This window comes from Achromobacter pestifer, assembly GCF_902859625.1.
Taxonomy (GTDB): Bacteria; Pseudomonadota; Gammaproteobacteria; order Burkholderiales; family Burkholderiaceae_B; genus Achromobacter; species Achromobacter pestifer.
The window spans coordinates 161,164-180,372 of record NZ_CADIJX010000004.1 but is presented as its reverse complement, the minus strand read 5'-3'; the positions used below and the strand labels follow the sequence as shown (position 1 = coordinate 180,372).

The 19,209-nt window shown below is 64.8% G+C and carries 18 protein-coding genes; 12 read left to right on the top strand and 6 right to left on the bottom strand.

Annotation, left to right across the window (positions count from 1 at the left end; genetic code table 11):
• Nucleotides 1-43 precede the first annotated feature (43 nt).
• Nucleotides 44-1,666 carry a methyl-accepting chemotaxis protein gene (locus tag HV753_RS16670; RefSeq protein WP_175175617.1) on the bottom strand — a complete coding sequence of 541 codons (1,623 nt, stop codon included), beginning with the start codon at nucleotides 1,664-1,666 and terminating at the stop codon, nucleotides 44-46.
• 151 nt (nucleotides 1,667-1,817) lie between these two features.
• Nucleotides 1,818-3,197 carry an MFS transporter gene (locus HV753_RS16665; protein WP_175175616.1) on the bottom strand — a complete coding sequence of 460 codons (1,380 nt, stop codon included), beginning with the start codon at nucleotides 3,195-3,197 and terminating at the stop codon, nucleotides 1,818-1,820.
• 461 nt (nucleotides 3,198-3,658) lie between these two features.
• On the opposite strand from HV753_RS16665, the gene HV753_RS16660 reads away from it, so the two are divergent.
• Genes HV753_RS16660 through HV753_RS16645 form a run of 4 tightly spaced genes read left to right on the top strand, consistent with a single transcriptional unit; the run spans nucleotide 3,659 to nucleotide 8,284 of the window.
• On the top strand, nucleotides 3,659-4,168 hold the full coding sequence (locus HV753_RS16660) for a Csu type fimbrial protein (RefSeq protein ID WP_175176189.1): 510 nt from the start codon (nucleotides 3,659-3,661) through the stop codon (nucleotides 4,166-4,168).
• A gap of 11 nt (nucleotides 4,169-4,179) precedes the next feature.
• Complete coding sequence (locus HV753_RS16655; protein WP_217481480.1) at nucleotides 4,180-4,893, top strand: fimbrial biogenesis chaperone; 714 nt, start codon at nucleotides 4,180-4,182, stop codon at nucleotides 4,891-4,893.
• Nucleotides 4,894-4,946: 53 nt separating this feature from the next.
• Nucleotides 4,947-7,292 (top strand): fimbria/pilus outer membrane usher protein, encoded by a 2,346-nt coding sequence (locus tag HV753_RS16650; RefSeq protein WP_175175615.1) that lies wholly within the window; start codon nucleotides 4,947-4,949, stop codon nucleotides 7,290-7,292.
• Nucleotides 7,289-8,284: a Csu type fimbrial protein gene (locus HV753_RS16645; RefSeq protein WP_175175614.1), complete on the top strand. Its 996-nt coding sequence runs from the start codon at nucleotides 7,289-7,291 to the stop codon at nucleotides 8,282-8,284. The genes HV753_RS16650 and HV753_RS16645 overlap by 4 nt, the downstream gene beginning before the upstream one ends.
• A gap of 1 nt (nucleotide 8,285) precedes the next feature.
• On the opposite strand, the gene HV753_RS16640 is transcribed toward HV753_RS16645, so the two are convergent.
• Nucleotides 8,286-9,233: a LysR family transcriptional regulator gene (locus tag HV753_RS16640; protein WP_175175613.1), complete on the bottom strand. Its 948-nt coding sequence runs from the start codon at nucleotides 9,231-9,233 to the stop codon at nucleotides 8,286-8,288.
• 132 nt (nucleotides 9,234-9,365) lie between these two features.
• On the opposite strand from HV753_RS16640, the gene HV753_RS16635 reads away from it, so the two are divergent.
• Genes HV753_RS16635 through HV753_RS16625 form a run of 3 tightly spaced genes read left to right on the top strand, consistent with a single transcriptional unit; the run spans nucleotide 9,366 to nucleotide 12,332 of the window.
• A complete protein-coding gene (locus HV753_RS16635) occupies nucleotides 9,366-10,349 on the top strand; it encodes a Bug family tripartite tricarboxylate transporter substrate binding protein (protein WP_175175612.1) in 984 nt (327 codons plus the stop codon).
• 29 nt (nucleotides 10,350-10,378) lie between these two features.
• Entirely contained in the window at nucleotides 10,379-11,578 is a 1,200-nt protein-coding gene (locus HV753_RS16630; RefSeq protein ID WP_175175611.1) for a M20 aminoacylase family protein, read from the top strand.
• A gap of 16 nt (nucleotides 11,579-11,594) precedes the next feature.
• A complete protein-coding gene (locus HV753_RS16625) occupies nucleotides 11,595-12,332 on the top strand; it encodes a phosphoribosyltransferase (RefSeq protein ID WP_175175610.1) in 738 nt (245 codons plus the stop codon).
• A 12-nt stretch (nucleotides 12,333-12,344) separates the two neighbouring features.
• On the opposite strand, the gene HV753_RS16620 is transcribed toward HV753_RS16625, so the two are convergent.
• Nucleotides 12,345-14,444 (bottom strand): site-specific recombinase, encoded by a 2,100-nt coding sequence (locus HV753_RS16620; protein ID WP_175175609.1) that lies wholly within the window; start codon nucleotides 14,442-14,444, stop codon nucleotides 12,345-12,347.
• Nucleotides 14,445-14,460: 16 nt separating this feature from the next.
• Nucleotides 14,461-16,152 carry an MFS transporter gene (locus HV753_RS16615; protein WP_175175608.1) on the bottom strand — a complete coding sequence of 564 codons (1,692 nt, stop codon included), beginning with the start codon at nucleotides 16,150-16,152 and terminating at the stop codon, nucleotides 14,461-14,463.
• 350 nt (nucleotides 16,153-16,502) lie between these two features.
• Between HV753_RS16615 and HV753_RS16610 the strand changes: the two genes are divergently transcribed.
• Nucleotides 16,503-16,934, top strand: a complete 432-nt coding sequence (locus tag HV753_RS16610; protein ID WP_175176187.1) for a ribosomal maturation YjgA family protein — start codon at nucleotides 16,503-16,505, stop codon at nucleotides 16,932-16,934.
• 49 nt (nucleotides 16,935-16,983) lie between these two features.
• Here HV753_RS16610 and HV753_RS16605 read toward each other — a convergent pair whose 3' ends face one another.
• The gene (locus HV753_RS16605; protein WP_175175607.1) at nucleotides 16,984-17,199 is read right to left on the bottom strand and encodes a hypothetical protein; all 216 of its coding nucleotides are present in this window, start codon (nucleotides 17,197-17,199) and stop codon (nucleotides 16,984-16,986) included.
• Nucleotides 17,200-17,425: 226 nt separating this feature from the next.
• On the opposite strand from HV753_RS16605, the gene HV753_RS16600 reads away from it, so the two are divergent.
• From HV753_RS16600 to HV753_RS16585, 4 genes are all read left to right on the top strand, one after another.
• A complete protein-coding gene (locus HV753_RS16600; RefSeq protein WP_175175606.1) occupies nucleotides 17,426-18,157 on the top strand; it encodes an iron-containing redox enzyme family protein in 732 nt (243 codons plus the stop codon).
• Between the two features lie 71 nt (nucleotides 18,158-18,228).
• Complete coding sequence (locus tag HV753_RS16595) at nucleotides 18,229-18,528, top strand: 2Fe-2S iron-sulfur cluster-binding protein (protein ID WP_105559542.1); 300 nt, start codon at nucleotides 18,229-18,231, stop codon at nucleotides 18,526-18,528.
• 5 nt (nucleotides 18,529-18,533) lie between these two features.
• Entirely contained in the window at nucleotides 18,534-18,860 is a 327-nt protein-coding gene (locus tag HV753_RS16590) for a ferredoxin (RefSeq protein WP_175176186.1), read from the top strand.
• Nucleotides 18,857-19,207 carry a 2Fe-2S iron-sulfur cluster-binding protein gene (locus HV753_RS16585; protein WP_175175605.1) on the top strand — a complete coding sequence of 117 codons (351 nt, stop codon included), beginning with the start codon at nucleotides 18,857-18,859 and terminating at the stop codon, nucleotides 19,205-19,207. The genes HV753_RS16590 and HV753_RS16585 overlap by 4 nt, the downstream gene beginning before the upstream one ends.
• Nucleotides 19,208-19,209 lie beyond the last annotated feature (2 nt).

Genomic DNA, 19,209 nt, shown 5'->3' with positions numbered 1-19,209 from the left:
CGCCCGCCGCAGATGCCCGCCCATTGCGCAAGAATCCGTGCGATCAGGCCGTCAAGGCCAGCCGGCGTTGGCCGGATAGCGGATCAGGCTGCTGATCCGGTCGTTGTGCAGGCAGGCGGAAGGTGCTTACCGCGCCTTGCAGGCGTTGCGCCTGGGCTTCCAGCGACGATGCGGCGGCCGCCGCTTGCTCGACCAGCGCCGCGTTCTGCTGCGTGACCTGATCCATTTGCGTGACGGCCGTGTTGACCTGATCGATGCCAATCACCTGCTCTTGCGACGCGGTGGCAATTTGGCTGACCAGCAAGGTCAGGCGTTCGATCGTGCCCTGGATCTCTTCCATGGTGCGCCCGGCGATCTCCACCTGCGTGGAGCCTGCCTGAACCGTGGCGCCTGACGCGCTGAGCAGTTGCTTGATTTCCTTTGCCGCGCCCGCGCTGCGCTGCGCCAGCGAGCGCACTTCCGCTGCCACCACCGCAAACCCCTTGCCCTCTTCCCCCGCGCGTGCCGCTTCCACCGCCGCATTCAGCGCCAGGATATTGGTCTGGAAGGCGATGCCGTCGATGACGCCGACGATGTCCTCGATGCGCCCCGAGTCGTTGGAGATTTCGCGCATGGTGCTTACCGCGTCCTTCACGGCCTGACCGCCGCGCAGCGCGACGGCGGACGCCTCGATGGCGATGGCATTGGCCTGGCGGGCGTTGTCGGCGTTGCTGGTCACGGTGGACAGCAGCTGTTCCATGCTGGCAGCCGTTTCCTCCAGCGATGCCGCCTGTTGTTCGGTGCGGCTGGACAGGTCCTGGTTGCCCGCGGCGATTTCGCTGGAGCCTGCATTGATCTCGACCACGCCTTCGCGCACGGCGTGCACCGTGCTGACCAGGCTGGCTTGCATCTCATGCAGATAGGGAACGATCTGGCCCACGCAGTTGCGGCCGTAGGGGACGATGGGCGTGGTCAGGTCGCCGCCGGCAATGCGCTGGAAATGGCCCTTGAGCGTATCCAGCGGCCGTTTGACGAACGTCACGACGTAGCGGTCGCCCAGCACCAGCAGCAGCAGGCAGATGCCGAGCACCACGCCCATGCCGATATAGGCCTGCTGGCGCTTGGCGGCGGCGTCCTCCCACAGATGGGTTTCGCGCTGCTTGGCATAGGCTTCGTAGTTCTCGATGCTCTTGCCAAAGGCACGGCTGGCCGACACGACGGCGCTGGCCGCATGGGCGCGGGCACGCGGAATGTCGTTCGCCTCCAGGTGCTGCCGCTGCACGGCGATGCCGCCCGTGACCAGGGCATCAAAGCCGGCTTGCATGGATTCCAGGAGCGCTGCCGGTGTGTCTTTGCGCGCCAGGTTCACAAACACGGTTTGCTGGCGGCGGGCTTCCGCCAGCGCGGTGTCAATGCCACGGCCCTCTTCCGCCGCTTGCGCGGTCTGGCCTTCGCTGGCGTATTCCAGTTGGCGCGACAGGCGCAGGCGCGCGCGCATGATCTGATCATTGACCCGGGACAGGGCGGAGACTTCGTGTAGGAGTTCGCTGCTGGAAGCCAGCGCTTCGCCCGAACTATGCAGACCGTTGATGCTGATGGCCGAGAGGCCGGTTAGCAAGGCACTGATCATGAGCAGGGTGCACAAGATCATGCGACGAATGGTGATGTCTTTCAAAAACTGTGTCATACGAGTCGTATCCCTGATACAGCGAGTGCTGCATCAGCAACAACGACCCGGCTTCAGCGATATTTAGCCGCTGTTTCACAACTTACGAATATATCGGCTCGATGCCAGAAAATATCGAAAAATAACGCAACATTGTTGCCAGTTAGCGTTTTCACGCGCTGAAACGCAAGCGCGAAAAACTGGCGATGCAAGCCAGCGCGGCGCATAAGCCGCCTAGCCACAACGCCGCGATCGCGCCGTGCGTCGTGGACACATGGAAGCATGCCGCGACCAGCGCTGCGCCAGTGGCTTGCCCCAGCAGGCGCACGGTGCCGAGCATGCCGCTGGCTCCGCCCGCGCGCGAGGCCGGCGCCGACGTCATGATCGCGCGCAGGTTGGGAGACTGGAAGAAGCCGAATCCCGCGCCGCAGATAGCCATGCGCCACGAGATGTCCCAGACCGAAGGCGTGGCGGGCAGCACCGCCAGCAGCACCATGCCCAGGGCCAGCAAGGCCAGGCCGATGCCGCCCAGGATGCCAGCTGGGTAGTGGTCGGACAGGCGTCCGGCGATCGGCGCCATGATGGCCACCACCACTGGCCAAGGCGTTATCAGGAAACCCGTCTGCACCTGGCTGTAGCCCAGCACGGTTTGGAACAGGAACGGCAGCGATACGAACGCCAGTGCTTGCGCGGCGAAGGCGCAGACCGCCGTGGTGGCCGATAGCGCAAACAAGGGCCGACGCAGCAGGTCCACCGCCAGGATCGGGGCGGGATGGCCGGCCTGACGGCGCATCAACAGCCACAGGCTGGCGATGGCGCCGCCCCACTCCAGCGTCACACGCGGCCAGGGCGCGCCATGGGCCAGTTCATTGGATCCCAGCACGAACAGCCCAAGCGTCAGCGCGCACAGCAGGGCCGCGATGCCGTCGAAGCCATGCGGCGCGCGCGCGGTTTCCGGCAGGCCGCGCAATCCCAGCATGGCGGCGACGATGCCGATCGGTACATTGATCAGGAACAGCCAGTGCCATGAGCCCAGCAGCAGGATGGTCGACGCCGCGGTGGGGCCTGCCGCGAACGACAGGCCGACCACCATCGCGTTCAGGCCCAGGCCGCGGCCCAGCATGTGCGAGGGGTAGATGAAGCGCAGCAGTGCGCCATTCACGCTCATCACGCCGGCCGCGCCCAAGCCTTGCAGAATCCGCGCGGCCACCAGCGTGGGCAGCGACGGCGCCAGCCCGCAGGCCAGCGATGACAAGGTGAACACCACCAGCCCGACGAGATAGACGCGCCGGTGGCCCAGGATTTCGCCCAGGGCCGCCGCAGGCAAGAGTCCCGCCACCATGGCCAATTGATAGCCGCTGATGACCCAGATTGAACCGGCCTCGCTGGCCTGTAGGTCACGCGCGATGGTGGGTAGTGCCGTGTTCGCGATGGCGGTGTCCAGGCTGGCCATGCAAACCGCCAGCAAGACGGCCAGCAATGCGCCAAAGCGTTCGGACGCGGGCACGCCGGCACCTGCCGGATAGACGGTATTTCGGGAGAACGAGAGCATTGGGGGCGGCAGGCGGGCGAGGCGTCCGGGCGGTGCGTCCGGCATCAGGAGGACTGATTCTAATGCGCCATCGCGATTCAACGCTTCGTCAGCGAGTCCGCCGCTTCGCTGCCGCGACGCGCAGGCGCAGATGAAAAGGCCACATGATGCGACCGATCGGTCACATTCGATAATGGCGGGAATTAATCAGCTCATTAATTCTGGGCGTCCATACTCATCGGGCCGTATTACTAATTGAAACTAGAAAAATAGCGCAAATACAACGACTTGTACGGTGCAGATAAGCGCGCGCCGCCATAGCGCAGGGCTTCGGATTGGCGGTCGCGAGCAGGGCGAAATATTAATATTTAGTAATAGTAAGGACGAATAAATGAAACTATTTGGTGCCTGATCAGATTATCCGACGTACGATTATTCCCAGCAGGTTTGGCGGTGTCACTTATTTGGTGGAGATCATCATGATGAAACGCTTGTCCTTGCATGCAGCGGTCTTGTCATTGATTTGCGCTGGGGTCGTGCCCGGTCTGGCGGCCGCGCAAACCAGCCCGACGGCCACATTCAACGTCACGCTCACCATTACTCCCAACTGCGTTATTGACGCCACTGATTTGGCGTTCGGCAGCCACGGCGTGCTGACTGCCGCCGTCTCGGGCAATACCACCCTGAACATCACTTGCAGCAACACCACGCCCTATACCGTTGGCCTGAGCGCCGGCACCGGCGCGGGTTCCACCGGGACCACACGTTTCCTGAACGGCACGGGCGCCAATATCGCAACGGTTGTTTCCTACCAGTTGTACCAACCCGGCAGCCAAACCGTGGTGTGGGGCGATGCCCAAGTGGCCGATCGCGTCAGTGGCGTCGGCAATGGCAGCGCGCAGCCGCTGGTGGTGAATGGCATCGTGCCCGCCCAGACGACGCCCGCGCCGGACACATACTCTTCCACGGTTACCGCCACGGTCTATTTCTGAAAGAGGTGCGGATGCAAGCACTCTTGAGGATCGTACTGGCGTTCTGCATGGGCGCGTGGATGGGCCTTGCCCACGGGGCGGCGTTGCAGATATCGCCGGTATTGGTGGATATGGCGCCCCAGCAGGCGGCCAGCGGCATCATGCTGCGCAACCCCGGTAATACGCCCATTTACGGACAGGTCCGCATTTACCGGTGGGACCAGGAAGGCGGTGATGATGTCTTGACCGCCACCGAAGAAGTCCAGGCCAGTCCGCCGATCATCCAGGTGGCCCCGGGCGGTGAACAATTGGTGCGCCTGGTTCGCGCGTCCCGCGAAGTGGGCCCGACTGAACGCAGCTACCGGCTGATCATCGACGAGATCCCCGATCCCGCCACGCCCGGGATCAGTGGGGTGGTGTTGCGCCTGCGGTATTCCGTGCCCGTCTTCGTGGCGGGGGCGGCGCCTTCGCCCGCGCCTGACCTTGCCTGGCAGGTACAGCAGGCGGGGGATTCCTGGGTGCTGCGGCTGTCCAATACCGGCACGCGGTATGCACAGGTGGCGGCCGTGCAGATTCTGAACGCCGCGGGCAAGCCCATGGCGAATGTGGATGGTCTATTGGGATATGCGTTGGCACAGCGCGCGCGCGAATGGCGCATTCCCGCAAAACAAAAAGCACCGGGTTCGGTGCGGATCAAAGCCCTGATCAACGGCGACGTCGTCACCGTATCCCCACGCATTGATTGACCGCGTACCGGTGCGCCCTGCGGCACACCGGCAGTCAAGAGGAAGGCAGTCCAATGGCAGTGCGCGCTTCCCGTGTCCGCGGGCGACGTGTCTGGGGTTTCGCACTGTATTTACTGGGTGCGGCGGCCCAGGCGGTGGATCAGCCCGATCAACTGGTGTCCTTCGGCAATTTTGCCGAGCGTGATGTGTTTCTGGAGGTGAGTATCAACGGCGTCAATACCTCTCAGTTGCTCCGTTTTCGGGATGCGCAAGGCCGCCTGTCGGTCAGCGGCGATGCCTTGCGGTCAGTGGGGGTGGACTTGTCCAAGATCGGCATTCCCGGCACGAACGAGATTGCGCTGGACCAGGTGGCAGGCCTGAGATACACCTACAACCCCGCCGCGCAGTCCGTCGACATTGTGTTGCCCGATGCATTGCGCGTTCCTTACGAGCTGGGGGGGCGAGAGGGCGCGAGGACGCCGGCTGCGACTGCCGGACGCGGCTTGCTGCTGAACTACGACGCTTATGCGCAGACGGATTCGCGCTACCGAGTGGCGCTGTTCACCGAGCAGCGCTACTTTGACCAATACGGCCTGTTCAGCAATACCGGCACGTCCTACCTGGGCGGCGCGGGCGAGCGCTATGTGCGCTATGACACCTACTGGACCCGTTCCGATCAGGAAACGATGCGCACGCTGCGCCTGGGCGACACCATCACGTCGTCGTTGAATTGGTCGCGTTCGGTGCGCGTGGCCGGCATCCAGTGGGGCAGGAACTTCGCGTTGCGTCCGGACCTGGTGACCTTCCCGGTGTCTTCGCTGAGCGCATCGTCGGTGGTGCCATCCTCCGTGGCGCTGTACGTCAATGGCGTGCAACAGTATTCGGGCAATGTGCCGCCGGGGCCGTTCGTGGTGAACCAGATTCCAGGCATCACCGGCGCCGGCCAGGCCACGCTGGTCACGCGCGATGCGCTCGGGCGCACGGTCAGCACGTCGGTGCCGCTGTATATCGATACGCGCATGCTGGCGGCCGGGCTGTCCAGCTATTCCGTCGAGGCCGGGTTCGTGCGCCGGCTGTTCAGCGTGCGTTCGTTTGATTACGACAGCCAGCCGGTGATGACGGCCTCGGGGCGCTATGGCTATCGCGATGACTTGACCCTGGAAGGGCATTCCGAGGCCAGCGCGGGCCTATACAACGTCGGGGCAGGCGCGCTGGTGAGGCTGGGGCAGGCAGGCGTGATCAGCGGGTCGCTATCGGGCAGCGCGGGCCGCTATGACGGCGCGCAAGTCAGCCTGGGATACCAGTACGTGCAGCCGGCCTTCAGCGTGGACACGCAAGCCACCCGCGTGCTGGGAGACTACGGCGATCTGGGATCGCGCGAAGACACGCCCGTGCCCCGCCAGACCGAGCGCGTGACGGTGTCCGTGCCCTTGACGGGATCGCAAAGCGTGGCGGTCAGCTATATCGGCTACCGGATGCCGAATCTGCCTGCGGCCAGGCTGGGTTCAGCGTCCTATACCGTCAATCTGCACAGCCGGGTCGTCATGACCTTGAGCGCCTACAACGATTTCACGCAATCCGATTCGCGCGGGGTCTACCTGGGCTTGTCCTTCATGTTGGGCGACCGTCAACAGGCGACTGTCTCGATGGGCAGGCAGGGCGGCGAAAACACGTACAGCGTCGGCGCGCAGAGCACGGTGCCGTACGAAGGCGGATGGGGTTGGGCGGCGCAGAACGGACGTTCCGGAGGCATGCAATACAACCAGGGGCAAGCGCAATACCTGGGGCGCTATGGTCTGTTGACGGGAATGGTGCAGGACTACGGCGGCAAGACGCTGGCCGCGGCGCAAGCCTCGGGTTCGATCGCGCTGATGGACGGCGCAGTGTTGCCGTCGCGGCGCATCAACGACAGTTTCGCGGTGGTGTCGACGGAGGGCGCTCCCGATGTGGCGGTCCTGCACGAGAACCGCAAACTGGGCCGGACCAACAGCAGCGGCTATTTGCTGGTGCCGGATCTGAATTCCTATCAGTCGAATCGCATCTCCATCGATCCGGAAGACTTGCCCGTGGATGTGAAGTTGGACACCACGAAGGTGGTGGTCGTGCCGCAGGCGGGAGCGGGTGTGTTGGCGACATTTCAAGTCGAGAAGTACGCGGCGGCTTCGGTCATTCTGAAGATGCCGGATGGCGCGTTCGTGCCCGTGGGGGCGGCAGTGGCGCATGTGGAAAGCGGCAAACGGTCGGTCTTGGGGTATGACGGCCTGACCTTCGTCGAGGATCTACAGGCGCGCAATCATCTGCGGGTGACGGGGGCTGGCGTATCGTGCACGGTGGAGTTCGACTACCAGCACGCAGCGAACCGTCCGATGCCGACGTTGGGTCCGTTTGTATGCCAACCGGCGAACGGAGGGCGTCCATGACGCCGCGGCTTGTCCGAGGCGTGCTGCAAGCGCTGACGGCCCTGTCTCTTGGATATGCCGGCGCATCGCAGGCCAGCTCCTGCGCGTTGGGGGCGGGCACGACTGGCACGGTGGACTTCGGCACGGTCAATCCGCTGCTGCCCGCCGACACGTTCAGCGACGGCGGGCAGATCGTCGTGACCTGTACCTTCACCGCGCTGGGTCTTTTTGCGCGGGTGTGTTTCGGCCTGGGGCTGGGCAGCACCAGCACGTCGACCAACCCGCGCACGCTGGGGGCGGGCGGCAATCGGATGAACTACAACCTGTATACGGACGCGGCGCATTCGCAGGTGTGGGGCGCCTCCACGAGTTCGGGGCCGACGTCGGTCCTGCTGACGGGACCATTGATCATCGGGGGCGGAAATGTGTCCACCGTGTTCAAGTTCTATGGCAAGCTGCCCGGCAATCAGCCGCTGGTCTCCACGGTGAACAACGCCAACACGCAGTACTCGGAAACGTATGCGTCTACCGCGACGGTGGACTATGTGTTCGGTCTGGGTGGGTTGGCGAGTTGTCCGATTGCGCCGACGCAACGAATAACGGTTCCCCTTACCGTCACGGCACTGGTGCAGAAAAACTGCACGATCAGCGCCACCGATCTGGCGTTTCCGCCAAGGGGAGTATTGACCTCCGCAACGACGGCCAACAGTTCGATCACCGTCAAATGCACCAACAAGAATGCGTTCTCGGTGGCCTTGAACGGTGGCTCGGTCGCCAACAATGTGCTGGCCCGGCGGATGAAGCACTCGACTGCCGCCGACACCGTCGGCTATCAGCTGTATCAGGATGGGGGTTACGCCACGGTGTGGGGCGACGCTTCGGGCGGCACCCCGCTGACGGGCACCGGGACCGGTTCCAACCAGACATTCACCGTGTATGGGCGAGTCCCGGCCCAGACGACGCCTCGTCCCGGCGACTACAAGGACGTCGTGACCGCCACCATCACGTTCTGATTCACGCCGATGGCTCGGCGCGGCCGCGCAACATGCCGGCCAGCTCTGCGTAGCATCGCTGCACGGCCGCGCGGGCCTGCGACTCGGGGGCGCGCGTCATCAGGCAGATGCGGCGCGTCATTTGCGGGCGGTGCACGGGCACGATGGCCAGGCCATCCTGGCGCTGGCCTTGCGTGTACAGGCGCGAGATCAACCCCACGCGCAGCCCCGCGCGCACCAGGCTGTAAAGCGTGTCGGTGTAGTTCAGCGTGTCGGTCGCGGCCAGGTCGGCGCCCTGCTGGCGCAAGGTGGATACGATCATTTCGTAGGTACTGCCGCGCGACAGCACGGCCAACGGCTCGTGCTTCAGGTCCTGCCACGTCACGGCGGCGCGGCGCGACAGCCGGTGCGTGGCGGCCAGCACGGCGACCAGTTCGTCTTCGGCCACAAAGGCGGCGGCCACGCCGGGCGCCAAGCCAAAATCCAGCCCCAGGCCAATATCCAGTTCGCCGTTGTTCAAGGCAGCCATCAATTCATCGTTCAGATGGTCGCTGAGGATCAGCACGGTCTCCGGATGCCGCAAGCGCCACTGCGCCACGACCGGCGCCAGCAGATGCATGGTGGATGGAATGCAGCCGATGCGCACGGTGGCAGCCTGCGTATCCAGCAGGCGTTGCAAGTCGTCGGCGCCTTGGGTGTAGGTATTGAGCAGCCATTCGATCTGGGCGCGGGCGGCTAGCCCCGCAGGCGTCAGACGGACGTGATGGGTGCTGCGTTCAAACAGGGCAACGCCCATCAGGGTTTCCAGTTCGCGGATGGCCGACGACAGGGCGGGCTGGCTCAGCGCCAGCGCCTGGGCGGCGCGGCTGAAGCTGGCGTGCCGCGCCACTTCCTTGAAGCCGCGCAATTGGCGCAAGGTGGGCTGGCGCGGCGGCATGGCCGGAGGATCCGGCGCGGGGCGCTTGGTCATAGATTTACCTGATGAATCTATAAAAATATACCATTTCAGTTATTACCCATAGCTGGGTAGGATGGCGCCGTCGCCTTCCTGCGCGCCCTGCCCATGCGCGCGCGTGTCCGTCCGCCCTGACCGCCCCTCACCATGTTCAAACGCCTGTTCCTGTCTGTGTCCGCGCTGGCGGCCTCGGTATGCATCGCTTTCGCGGCCCATGCTCAAACGCCTTGGCCCGGCGCGAAGCCGTTGACATTGATCGTGCCGTTCAGTCCAGGCGGCAATGTGGATACGACGGCGCGTCTGGTCGCGCAGAAGCTGTCGGAACAGCTCAAGCAATCCATCATCGTGGATAACGTGGCAGGCGCCGGCGGCGTGCTGGGCGTGGCCCGTGCCACCCATGCCACGCCCGACGGTTACACGCTGGTGATGGGGTTTGACGGCCCCATCAGCGTGGCCCGGCTGATCAATTCCGCCGTCAAGTACGACGCTGAAAAAGACCTGGTCCCGGTGGCGTTGGTGACGACCGCGCCGGTGGTGTTGCTGGCTCGTCCTGGCCTGCCCGTGAACAACATGAACGAGTTGATCGCGCTGGCCCGCGCCAAGCCGGACACGCTGACCTATGCGTCCTCGGGTGTTGGCACGGTGCTGCATCTGTCGATGGAAGTGATGCAGGACCAGGCCAAGGTGAAGCTGGTCCATGTGCCCTATCGCGGCGGCGCGCAGATCACCAACGATGTGATGGGCGGGCAGGTTGACCTTGGCCTGCTGGTCACGACCAGCGCCACGCCGTTGGTGCAGCAGAACAAGCTGCGCGCCCTGGGCGTGACGTCCGCGGAACGTGTCGCCACGCTGCCGGGCGTGCAGGCCTTCGGCGAGACGCCCGAGTTGAAGGGGTTTGAACTGAACACCTGGATGGGCGTGTTCGCGCCCACGGGCACTGACCCGCAAGTGGTGCGGAAACTGAACCAGGCCTTGAATGACGTGCTGACGCTGGACGACGTGCAGAAGCGCCTGGCTGAAGGCGGCGCCATCGCCGGCCAGGGCACGCCGCAAGATTTCGCCGAATTCCTGAAGAAGGAAAAGGCCGTGTACGCGCACATCGTGAAAAGCGCCAACATTCAGCAGGAATAAGCCTGCTGGCTCCAAGGATGCTCGACGACATGAACGCTTCCACGCTTGGCCCCGTGCTGCCTGAGATTCAGGCTATTTCCCAAGAGATGGTGGCATTGCGCCATCAGATCCACGCGCATCCGGAACTGGCCTACCAAGAGGTCGCGACGGGCGACCTGGTGGCCGAACGCCTGGCTGCCTGGGGTTATGAGGTGCATCGCGGATTGGGCGTGACGGGCGTGGTGGGGACCTTGCGCCGGGGTACGGGCGCGCGCCGGCTGGGCCTGCGCGCCGACATGGACGCCTTGCCCATCCATGAAACCACCGGCCTGCCCTACGCCAGCAAGCACCCGGGAAAGATGCATGCCTGCGGCCACGACGGACACACAGCCACGCTGCTGGCCGCGGCTCGCGCACTGGCTGAGCGCGGCCAATTCGATGGCACCGTGCATCTGATTTTCCAGCCTGCCGAAGAAGGCCATGGCGGCGCGCAGAAGATGATCGCCGATGGCTTGTTTGAACGTTTCCCGTGTGATGCCGTGTATAGCTTTCACAACGAACCGGGCTATCCGGCCGGGCATTTCGGTTTTCGTTCGGGCGTGATGTACAGCTCGTCCGACACCGTGGTGCTGACGGTCAGCGGCGTGGGCGGGCATGGCGCGATGCCGCATGTGGCCGTGGATCCCATCGTGGCCGCGGCCAGCATCGTGCTGGCGTTGCAGACCATCGTTTCGCGTGAGGTTGACCCCAATGACATGGCGGTGGTGACCATCGGCGCCATCCACGGCGGCGACGCACCCAACGTGATTCCAAAGTCGGTGGAGCTGCGCCTGACGGTACGCGCGCGCCGCCCCGAGACGCGCGCGCTGCTGCGCGAGCGCATCACCGCGATCGCCACCGCGCAAGCCGCCGTGCATCGCGCCACGGTCGCGGTGGATTACCGGTGGCGTTATCCGCCGGTCGTCAACGATGCCGGCGCGACGCAATTCGCGTCCGCGGTCGCGTGCGATTGGTTGGGCGCCGAGCGAGTGATCCCCGACCTGCAACCGTTGCAGGCGAGCGACGACTTCGCCTTCATGCTGGAAGCCGTGCCGGGCAGCTACTTCATCGTGGGCAATGGCGAGGGCGAAGGCGGCTGCATGGTGCACAACCCCGACTACGATTTCAACGACGATATCCTGCCGGTCACGGCCAGCTATTGGGTGACGCTGGCCGAGCGCTTCCTGGCCGCCAGCGCACCCGTGTTGTGAGCCCCGCTTTCTCCGTATGACTGCTTCTTACGTTCCGCCCGCCGGCCACGCGCAGGCTTTCGACGCCACGACCGGTTACTGGCAAGAGATCGTCAGCGCCCATGCGCTGTCCATCCCTGCCGAACCGCCCTATTCCCGCGCCTATCCCGCGCGCTTGCCGGATGGCCGCTATTTGGTGCTGCCGTTGCGCGGCGTGCCGGGCGATCCGGATCGCTGCGTGGCGTCGCTGATCGCCAACCATGCCAGTCTGGATGTGGTCGAGGCGCTGGCCGGATTCATGGCCGACCGGGCGCGTGCGTTCCAGGCCGAGGTGGTCGTGGGGCTGCCCACGCTGGGTCTGGCGTTCGCGCCGCTGGTGGCGCGCGGCTTGGGCTTCACCCGCTACGTTCCCTTTGGATACTCTCGCAAGTACTGGTACGACGAACGCCTGGCCGTGCCCGTGCAATCGCTGACCACGCCAGAGGCCGGCAAGCTGCTGTACGTGGATCCGAACCTGGCGGGTAGCCTGAAGGGGCGTCGCGTGTTGGTGGTGGACGATGCGGTCAGCACCGGGCAAACGATGCTGTCCGCCCTGACCTTGCTGGCGCGTTGCGAGGCCCAGGTGGCAGGTATCGTCGTGGCCATGTGCCAAGGCACGCGCTGGCGCAGCCGGCTGGTTGACGCGCAAGGCGTGCCATTGCCGGTGGCCTGCGCCTTCGAGTCGCCGCGCCTTGGCCGAGTGGCAGGCGGCTGGGCGCCCGAAGCCGCCACGTAGCGTGATCCGACGCTAAGGCTGCTCGGGCGCGGGCCGTGGCTTGACCGGCCAGAACAGCGTGGTGGGCCGCTGCCAGATGCGTTGCCTGACGCTTGCCGACAACGAGTCGCGATCGCCACGGCGCAGGTTGCGTGAGCGCAGCGCCACGTTGAATGCCAGCGCAAAGCTCACGCCCACGTTAAGCAACCCCGTCATCGCGGTGCCGGCGATGGCCATCCAGAACACCTGTGTGTGGACGACATCCCATCCCAGCGTGGCGAGCGCGGTGCCGATCTGGCCCGCGCTGAGCGTGACGTGGCGCACTTCCACGTGGGGGCCGAAGAAGCTGACAATGGCGGGCCCCAGGCCCATCATCAAGCCCAGCGACACGTTGCCGGCGATGCCCGAGATATTGCGTTGCCAGAAACCGGCCCAGCGCGCTGCGCCGCGTTCGCCAAACAGGTGCCGCACGCGCCGGCCATAGGCCATCACATCATGCACGCGATGCAGTGCGAACCAGTTGTCGGCCCAGCCGGCGATCAAGCTGGACAGCCACAGCAGCACACCGGTGGCAGCGGCATAAATCGGGGTTCCGCCCCAGATTGACAGTGACGCCAGCGTTTCCTGCGCCTTGTCCGCGCTGATCAGCGGCCGGTCCAAGCCGTTCATGGCCACCCATTGCACCGCCCAGGCCAGCGGGAAGACCACCGCCAGGTTGCCCAGGATGGCCGCCGCATTGGAGCGGATCATGGACAAGGTGTCGTCCAGAAAGGCCTCGCGCCCCTCGGGCGTGTAGGCGTCATCCAGCCGATGGGCCAGCGCCGGTCCCGTCATGGCGGGTTGCTTGGTGGCCAGCGTGAAATGCGCGAAGTGAATCACCAGGAATCCGCCCGCGTAGTTCAGCGACGCCAGCAGTCCTTCAATGAACTTGTCCAGGTGGAGCGAGACGATGAAGAACTTCAGGTAGACCGTGAACACCATGACGAAGCCGCCGCCCAGCGATGCCTTCAGCATCGTCAGGTACTCCACCGCGTCGCGCGCAATGTAGTGTTCGCCGGTTTCGGCGGTGCGCTCCATCACCCTGCGCGCCAACTGCGCGAACGACGAGGCCGCCAGATGCCGGATGCTGCTGCGGGCCTGGGTGGAGCGGATCAATTCAGCCGTCAGGTGCACGTACTTGTGGCGTTGCGTCGGGTCCACCCAGACGCTCAGCAGCAATTCAATGCGGTCCAGCCGCAGCTTCATGCGTTCGATCTGGAACACGACTTCGACCGACACGCCGTTCTTTTCCAGTTCGTCGTAGACGCCTTGGGCAGCGGCGCGGCAACCGTCCAGCAGCGCGCGGAACATGTTCAGCCGGCGGCCGAAGACGTCGCGCGGGGTATCGGAAGCGCTGTCGCACAGTTCGGCCGCGGCGGCGGCCAGCGCGAAGAACGGTGTGTCTTCCACGCGGCCAGGCAGCCGCGACCGGATGTCCTGGCTGAGGCCGGTGGCGCGCACCTGGCTGACCAGCACCTGGATGCTGCTGGTCAGCGCCTGTTCCAGGCGTGGGGTGGGCGCTTCCGGGGCGGCGGGGTCCGTTCGCGCCACGTTGTCTTCAGTGCGGAACAAGGCGCGCATGCGGGCCAGCGTGTTGTCGTCCAGGGACTCGATCCATTGCGCATCGCCTGCACGGCGGAAGATCAGCGAGAACAGGCCGAACATGTCGCCGCGGTTTGGCGGCGGCGGCAACAGACGCGCTTGCGCGCGGTCCCAGAATTCGCCCCAGAAACCGGGGTGCGAGGCGACACCGGTATCGCACAGCAGTGAGGTGGGGTCATTGTCGGCCACCAGCGAGCGCAGCGTGGCGGCGACGGGGGCCGCGCGATCCGGATTGTGTTCCAGCACCTGTAGCAGGTAGCGCAGGCGCGCATGTTGCGGGTGCTGCACGGCATCGGCGGGGTCCGGCGTTGACTCGTCGGCTGACGCCGGCTTGGCGGGCCGGCCAGGGCGGTCCAGCCATCGGCACAGGTCCACCATCCACAGATTGCGTTCGGCGAGCGGCGCGTCCGGGTTGGCGCTGGACAGGATGACATCCAGCTGAGGTCCGCCATGCCGCGCGGTTCGCCACTTGCGCCAAAGAGAGGTAAGCATGGGCGGGCCTCGCGGTTCACAGGGATTCGGGATCTCGGCGTAGAGAGAAGCCTTGCGCTTCGTTCATGGCCAGATAGCTGACATTGCGCGACACCACTGGCGGTTTGTCACCGCTGTGCAACGCGCGCACTTCGTCCAGCACCATCTTGTCCGCCAGCGTCAGGCGGTCGATCATGCGCAGGTATTGCATCCAGCTTTCCACCAGGAACACTTCGCGCCAGACGCCCTCGCGCTCCAGATCGCGGAACAACTGCCATTGCTGTGCGCCGTTGCGCAGGCGCAGCAGCCGCAAGGGGTGCGCAGCACCAATCAGGGCGGACAGCTTGTCGCGTTCGATCAGGTATTCCACTGCGACCAGCACGGAACCATGCTGGGTGTTGAAGCCAGCGGCGGCCATCGCGGGTTCGGTGTTGTCGACGCGCGTCAACGATTGGGTATCCACATGCTCAGGCAGGCGCGACCGATACAGCAAGGCGACGGTGATGCCCAGCATGATGCCGGCGGTGCTGAGCGCGCCAGACACGCCCATGGTGCCCGCAAAATGGCCCCACATGAACGAGCCTGCCGCCAGTCCGCCAAAGATGGCGGTCTGGTAGAGCGCCAGCGCGCGCGCCTTGACCCAATCCGGCACCAGCATCTGAACGGTGGTGTTGTAGGTGGCCAGGACGCCGATCCAGCAACTGCCCGACAGCAGCAACGCGGGAAACGCGACCCACAAGGTGCTGGTCAGGCCCAGCGCCAGCAGGCAGGCGGCCAGTAGAGCCGCCGCCACGGTGACGAGTCCGCTGGCGCCCCAGGCGGCCTGCACGCGGCGCACGAAGGCGCTGCCCAGGATCGCGCCCACGCCCAGTGCGCCCAGCATGTAGCCGTAGAGCAAGGCGCTGCCTTCCTCTTGATCGTGCGCCAGCAGCGGCAGCAACGCCCACAAGGCGCTGGCCGACAGCCCGAACGCGAACGAGCGCAACATCACGACGCGCGTCACCGTGGAATGCTGGGTGTAGCGCAGCGCGGCGACCACGCCTTCAAACAGGCCTTCAGGCGGCAAGCGGCGCACGGGCAGCTCGCGCCGCCAGCGCCAGATCGCCCAGATCAGGCCGCCATAGCAAAAGCAATTCAGCAGGAAGACCCAGGGGGCGCCCATGGCGCCCAGCAACAGGCCGCCGATGGCGGGCCCGACGGCACGCGCCACGTTGTAATTGACGCTATTGAGCAGGACCGCGCTGCCGACGTGCGCACGCGGCACCTGTTCGCCCACCGCGGCCTGCCAGGCCGGGGTGACGATGGCGCTGCCGATGGCAATGCAGAAAACCGAGGCGATCAGCGTGATCGGGTGCAGCAGGCCGGCGAACGCCAGCAGGGTGATGAAGACGCCACCCGCGAGTTCCATCAGCATGCCGATCAGCATGACCTTGCGGCGGTCGTAGTTGTCGGCCAGCACTCCCGTCAGGATGGACAAGGCCACCAGCGGAAACGCGGCGGCCACCTGGATCATGGCCACCATCAAGGGGCTGCTTTGTTCCGTGGTGACGATCCAGGCGGCGGCGACGGATTGCGCCCATGTGCCCAGGTTGGCAAACAGGTTGGCGATCCAGATGATGCGGAATGCTGGAAAAGCGAAGGGGGAAAGCGTGCTGACCGTGAGAGGAGCAGGGGGCGCCACGGGCGAGCCTGGCGGGAGGTCGGCAGAGGGAGAGACGGGGGGGCGCATGCGGAGCTCCGGGGCGTCTTTTCGTTGCGCCCGGGGGCGTGTTCCAAGGTGGCTTAATGGTACGCCTTAATGGTGGCGGATTGTGGCGGCAGACGAGGCGCCAGCGGTGCCATCGCCAGAGGCCGGTGGATAAGTGTGTGGGTAAGTCGGTGGATTTCGGGTGGATAGGCAGTGGATAGCCGGTGGATAAGACGGGATAACTTTTGGTGACGCATGTGTCCACCGATATCCCGGGTTTTCCCGCAGATTTCTAGTACCCTGCCCCGTTGCCTGGTCCGCACTGGATTCGGGCTGCGATGGATCCCGCATTCACGGGGTATCCGCCCTTTCACTCTCTGCTGTTTGTTGCCATGACCCTGACGTTCAATGGGCGCGCGTTCGCCGCCCTGATTGCCGTGACCGCGCTGCTGGCGCTGATCGCCTTGTATGGTGCGCCCTATCCGTTCCTGCGCGGATTCGTAGGGGATGTGGTGGCCGTGGGCTGGGTCTATCTGGTGTATCGCACCTTCATTCGTGCGCGGGTGTGGGTGCTGGCGCTGGCCGCGTTGCTGACGGGGTACGCGGTGGAGTTCGGCCAGTACCTGGCGCGGCTGTACGGCTGGCAGATCGAGCAGCCGGTGCTGCGCGTCGTGCTCGGCAGCGTGCCCGATTGGTGGGACGTGCTGGCCTATACCGTCGGGTTTGCGGTGGTGTTGGTGCTGGCGGGCGCCAATGAGCATCGCCAACGCAATGCCGCGTTGCAGGATGCCCGCGCTCGGGCCAGCTTGCGCGCCCGCCGTTAAGCGGCGGCGTTTCTTGGCCGGGGCGCTCGCCCCGGCATCTTTCGTGTGATCAGCCTGCTTGGCAGACCGGATCGTCGTCGTTGCGACGGGCCGCGGGTGCGGCTGCGCGCAGCGGTTGCAGGCGGGCGTTGCGGAACGGCGCGAACAGCTCGGCCCAGGACGAAGGAAACAACGGCGTGGCGTGGCGCACCGCATCGCGGCGGGCATAGTGCGTCAGCAATTGCTGACCGATCGGGGCGTCTCCCAGGGGATGGCGGGTAGTCATGGTATTTCCGTATTGCATTGAAAGTGTATTCATTGTACTAGCCACGACCGCTACCGTCCACCCGGCCTTCTTCGTCGACAAGTCCTTGATCTGAAAGAGTCTGACCCCGTTTTCCTTGTGTTTCTCCGGGATTGCCCTAGCAGTTGAAAAGAGTAGACGGTATACAATGTTCAACATGGCCGGGCTAGAACAGCCTGGAATTCCTCCCACTGGACTGGAGCGCGTCATGGCAGAACTGATGAACCGAGATGAATTCCGTACCGCGTTGGAAAACGCGATCAAGGGCAAGAGCGCCAACGCTTCGCCCTTTTCCATCGCCTGGGCTGAAGGCAAGCTCAGCCGCGAGCACCTGTCGCGATGGGCCGAGAACCACTACCACTACGTGGGTCCGTTCGCGGACTATCTGGCTTATCTGTATGCCCGCACGCCCGACACCTACACCGAGGCCAAGGACTTCCTGCTGGCCAACATGTATGAAGAGGAAATCGGCGGCGACCGGCATACCGACCTGTTGATACGCTTTGCCGAAGCCTGCGGCACCACCCGGGAACGGGTGACCAATCCCGACAACATGTCGCCCACCACGCGCGCGCTGCAAAGCTGGTGCTACGCCGTAGCCATGCGCGAAGACCCCATCGTTGCGGTGGCGGGTCTTGTCGTGGGGCTGGAATCGCAGGTGCCGTCCATCTACCGCAAGCAGACGCCGACCCTGCGCGACAAGTACGGCTTCACCGATGAGGAAGTGGAGTTCTTCGACCTGCACATCGTGTCGGACGAGATCCACGGCGAACGCGGCTATCAGATCGTGCTGGAACACGCCAACACGGTCGAGCTGCAACAGCGCTGCCTGAAGATCTGCGAAGTCGGCGCCCAGATGCGGCTGCTGTACACCACGGCGCTCTACACCGACTACGTGCAGCAAGAGATCAAGCTTCCCGAACTGGGCCTGGCCGCCTGATCCCTACCCGGTTTTCCCGGCCGCGCCGTGCGAACGGCGCGGCTGGCCCGCAGCTCCTGGACAACAGACTCATGCCTACCGTTGTATTCCATAAAGGCGGCCAGACCTACACCGACGTGGTGAAGGACAACACCAACCTGGTGGTGCGGGCCGGCATCAAGCAGTTTCCCTATCCGCACCTGCGCTATGAATGCGGCATGGGCAAATGCGCCAAATGCGCGTGCCGCGTGCTGGCCGGCGCCGAGCACCTGCCGCCCGTGAACTGGAAGGAAAAAAAGCAGCTGGGCGATCGCGTCGACCAGGGCTACCGGCTGGCGTGCCAGCTATGGCTCAGCAGCGACGTCGAACTGCTACAGGACATGGAGGCATGATGGCGATGGACTCCGTGTATGTGATTCTGACGACCAAGCCCGGGGTGTTCCGCACCGAGGTGGGCGACGAGGTCGACATCATTGAAACCTACGACTATGTGTTCTATGGACGTGCGCTGGCGGTTTTCCGGATCGCCCGCTTGCACGGCGATACGCGCCTGGTCGTGACGGAAGAAACGCCGCCCTATGTGGTGAACCGCGTGCCGTCCAAGTTCCTGGAGAAGTTCGCCTCGGTGGAGGCGGCCCGCAAGGAACTGGCCCACCTGACGCGATTCGGCAGCATGGAATCCACGTTGACGCTGCGGACGAATGCCGCGGTTGCGGAGCATTGAACGACATGGTTCAGATCACTTTCATCTCGAACGGCGGCATGGTGGCGACCGCGCCCGAGAACAGCAACCTGCTGCGCGTGTCGTTGAAGGAAAAAGGCGGCATCCCGTTCAAATGCGGGGGCGGCCTGTGCGGCACCTGCAAGTGCCGCATCGAGGAAGGGCTTGAAAACACCGATGCGATCAAGCCGAAAGAGCGCAAGCACCTGCGCCCTGAAGACTTCGACGCTGGCTACCGCATGGCATGCCAGACGTTCGTGAATGGCGACGTCAAGGTGTCCTGGGTCGTGCAGAACGGCAAGGGCGTCGTGGTGGGTGCCGCGTCCGACACGGTCGACGCCACTCGCTAGGC

Coding starts and splice junctions, on each gene's coding strand:
- HV753_RS16670 (WP_175175617.1), bottom strand. CDS start 1,666: ATGACACAGTTTTTGAAAGACATCACCATTCGTCGCATGATCTTGTGC.
- HV753_RS16665 (WP_175175616.1), bottom strand. CDS start 3,197: ATGCTCTCGTTCTCCCGAAATACCGTCTATCCGGCAGGTGCCGGCGTG.
- HV753_RS16660 (WP_175176189.1), top strand. CDS start 3,659: ATGAAACGCTTGTCCTTGCATGCAGCGGTCTTGTCATTGATTTGCGCT.
- HV753_RS16655 (WP_217481480.1), top strand. CDS start 4,180: ATGCAAGCACTCTTGAGGATCGTACTGGCGTTCTGCATGGGCGCGTGG.
- HV753_RS16650 (WP_175175615.1), top strand. CDS start 4,947: ATGGCAGTGCGCGCTTCCCGTGTCCGCGGGCGACGTGTCTGGGGTTTC.
- HV753_RS16645 (WP_175175614.1), top strand. CDS start 7,289: ATGACGCCGCGGCTTGTCCGAGGCGTGCTGCAAGCGCTGACGGCCCTG.
- HV753_RS16640 (WP_175175613.1), bottom strand. CDS start 9,233: ATGACCAAGCGCCCCGCGCCGGATCCTCCGGCCATGCCGCCGCGCCAG.
- HV753_RS16635 (WP_175175612.1), top strand. CDS start 9,366: ATGTTCAAACGCCTGTTCCTGTCTGTGTCCGCGCTGGCGGCCTCGGTA.
- HV753_RS16630 (WP_175175611.1), top strand. CDS start 10,379: ATGAACGCTTCCACGCTTGGCCCCGTGCTGCCTGAGATTCAGGCTATT.
- HV753_RS16625 (WP_175175610.1), top strand. CDS start 11,595: ATGACTGCTTCTTACGTTCCGCCCGCCGGCCACGCGCAGGCTTTCGAC.
- HV753_RS16620 (WP_175175609.1), bottom strand. CDS start 14,444: ATGCTTACCTCTCTTTGGCGCAAGTGGCGAACCGCGCGGCATGGCGGA.
- HV753_RS16615 (WP_175175608.1), bottom strand. CDS start 16,152: ATGCGCCCCCCCGTCTCTCCCTCTGCCGACCTCCCGCCAGGCTCGCCC.
- HV753_RS16610 (WP_175176187.1), top strand. CDS start 16,503: ATGACCCTGACGTTCAATGGGCGCGCGTTCGCCGCCCTGATTGCCGTG.
- HV753_RS16605 (WP_175175607.1), bottom strand. CDS start 17,199: ATGACTACCCGCCATCCCCTGGGAGACGCCCCGATCGGTCAGCAATTG.
- HV753_RS16600 (WP_175175606.1), top strand. CDS start 17,426: ATGGCAGAACTGATGAACCGAGATGAATTCCGTACCGCGTTGGAAAAC.
- HV753_RS16595 (WP_105559542.1), top strand. CDS start 18,229: ATGCCTACCGTTGTATTCCATAAAGGCGGCCAGACCTACACCGACGTG.
- HV753_RS16590 (WP_175176186.1), top strand. CDS start 18,534: ATGGACTCCGTGTATGTGATTCTGACGACCAAGCCCGGGGTGTTCCGC.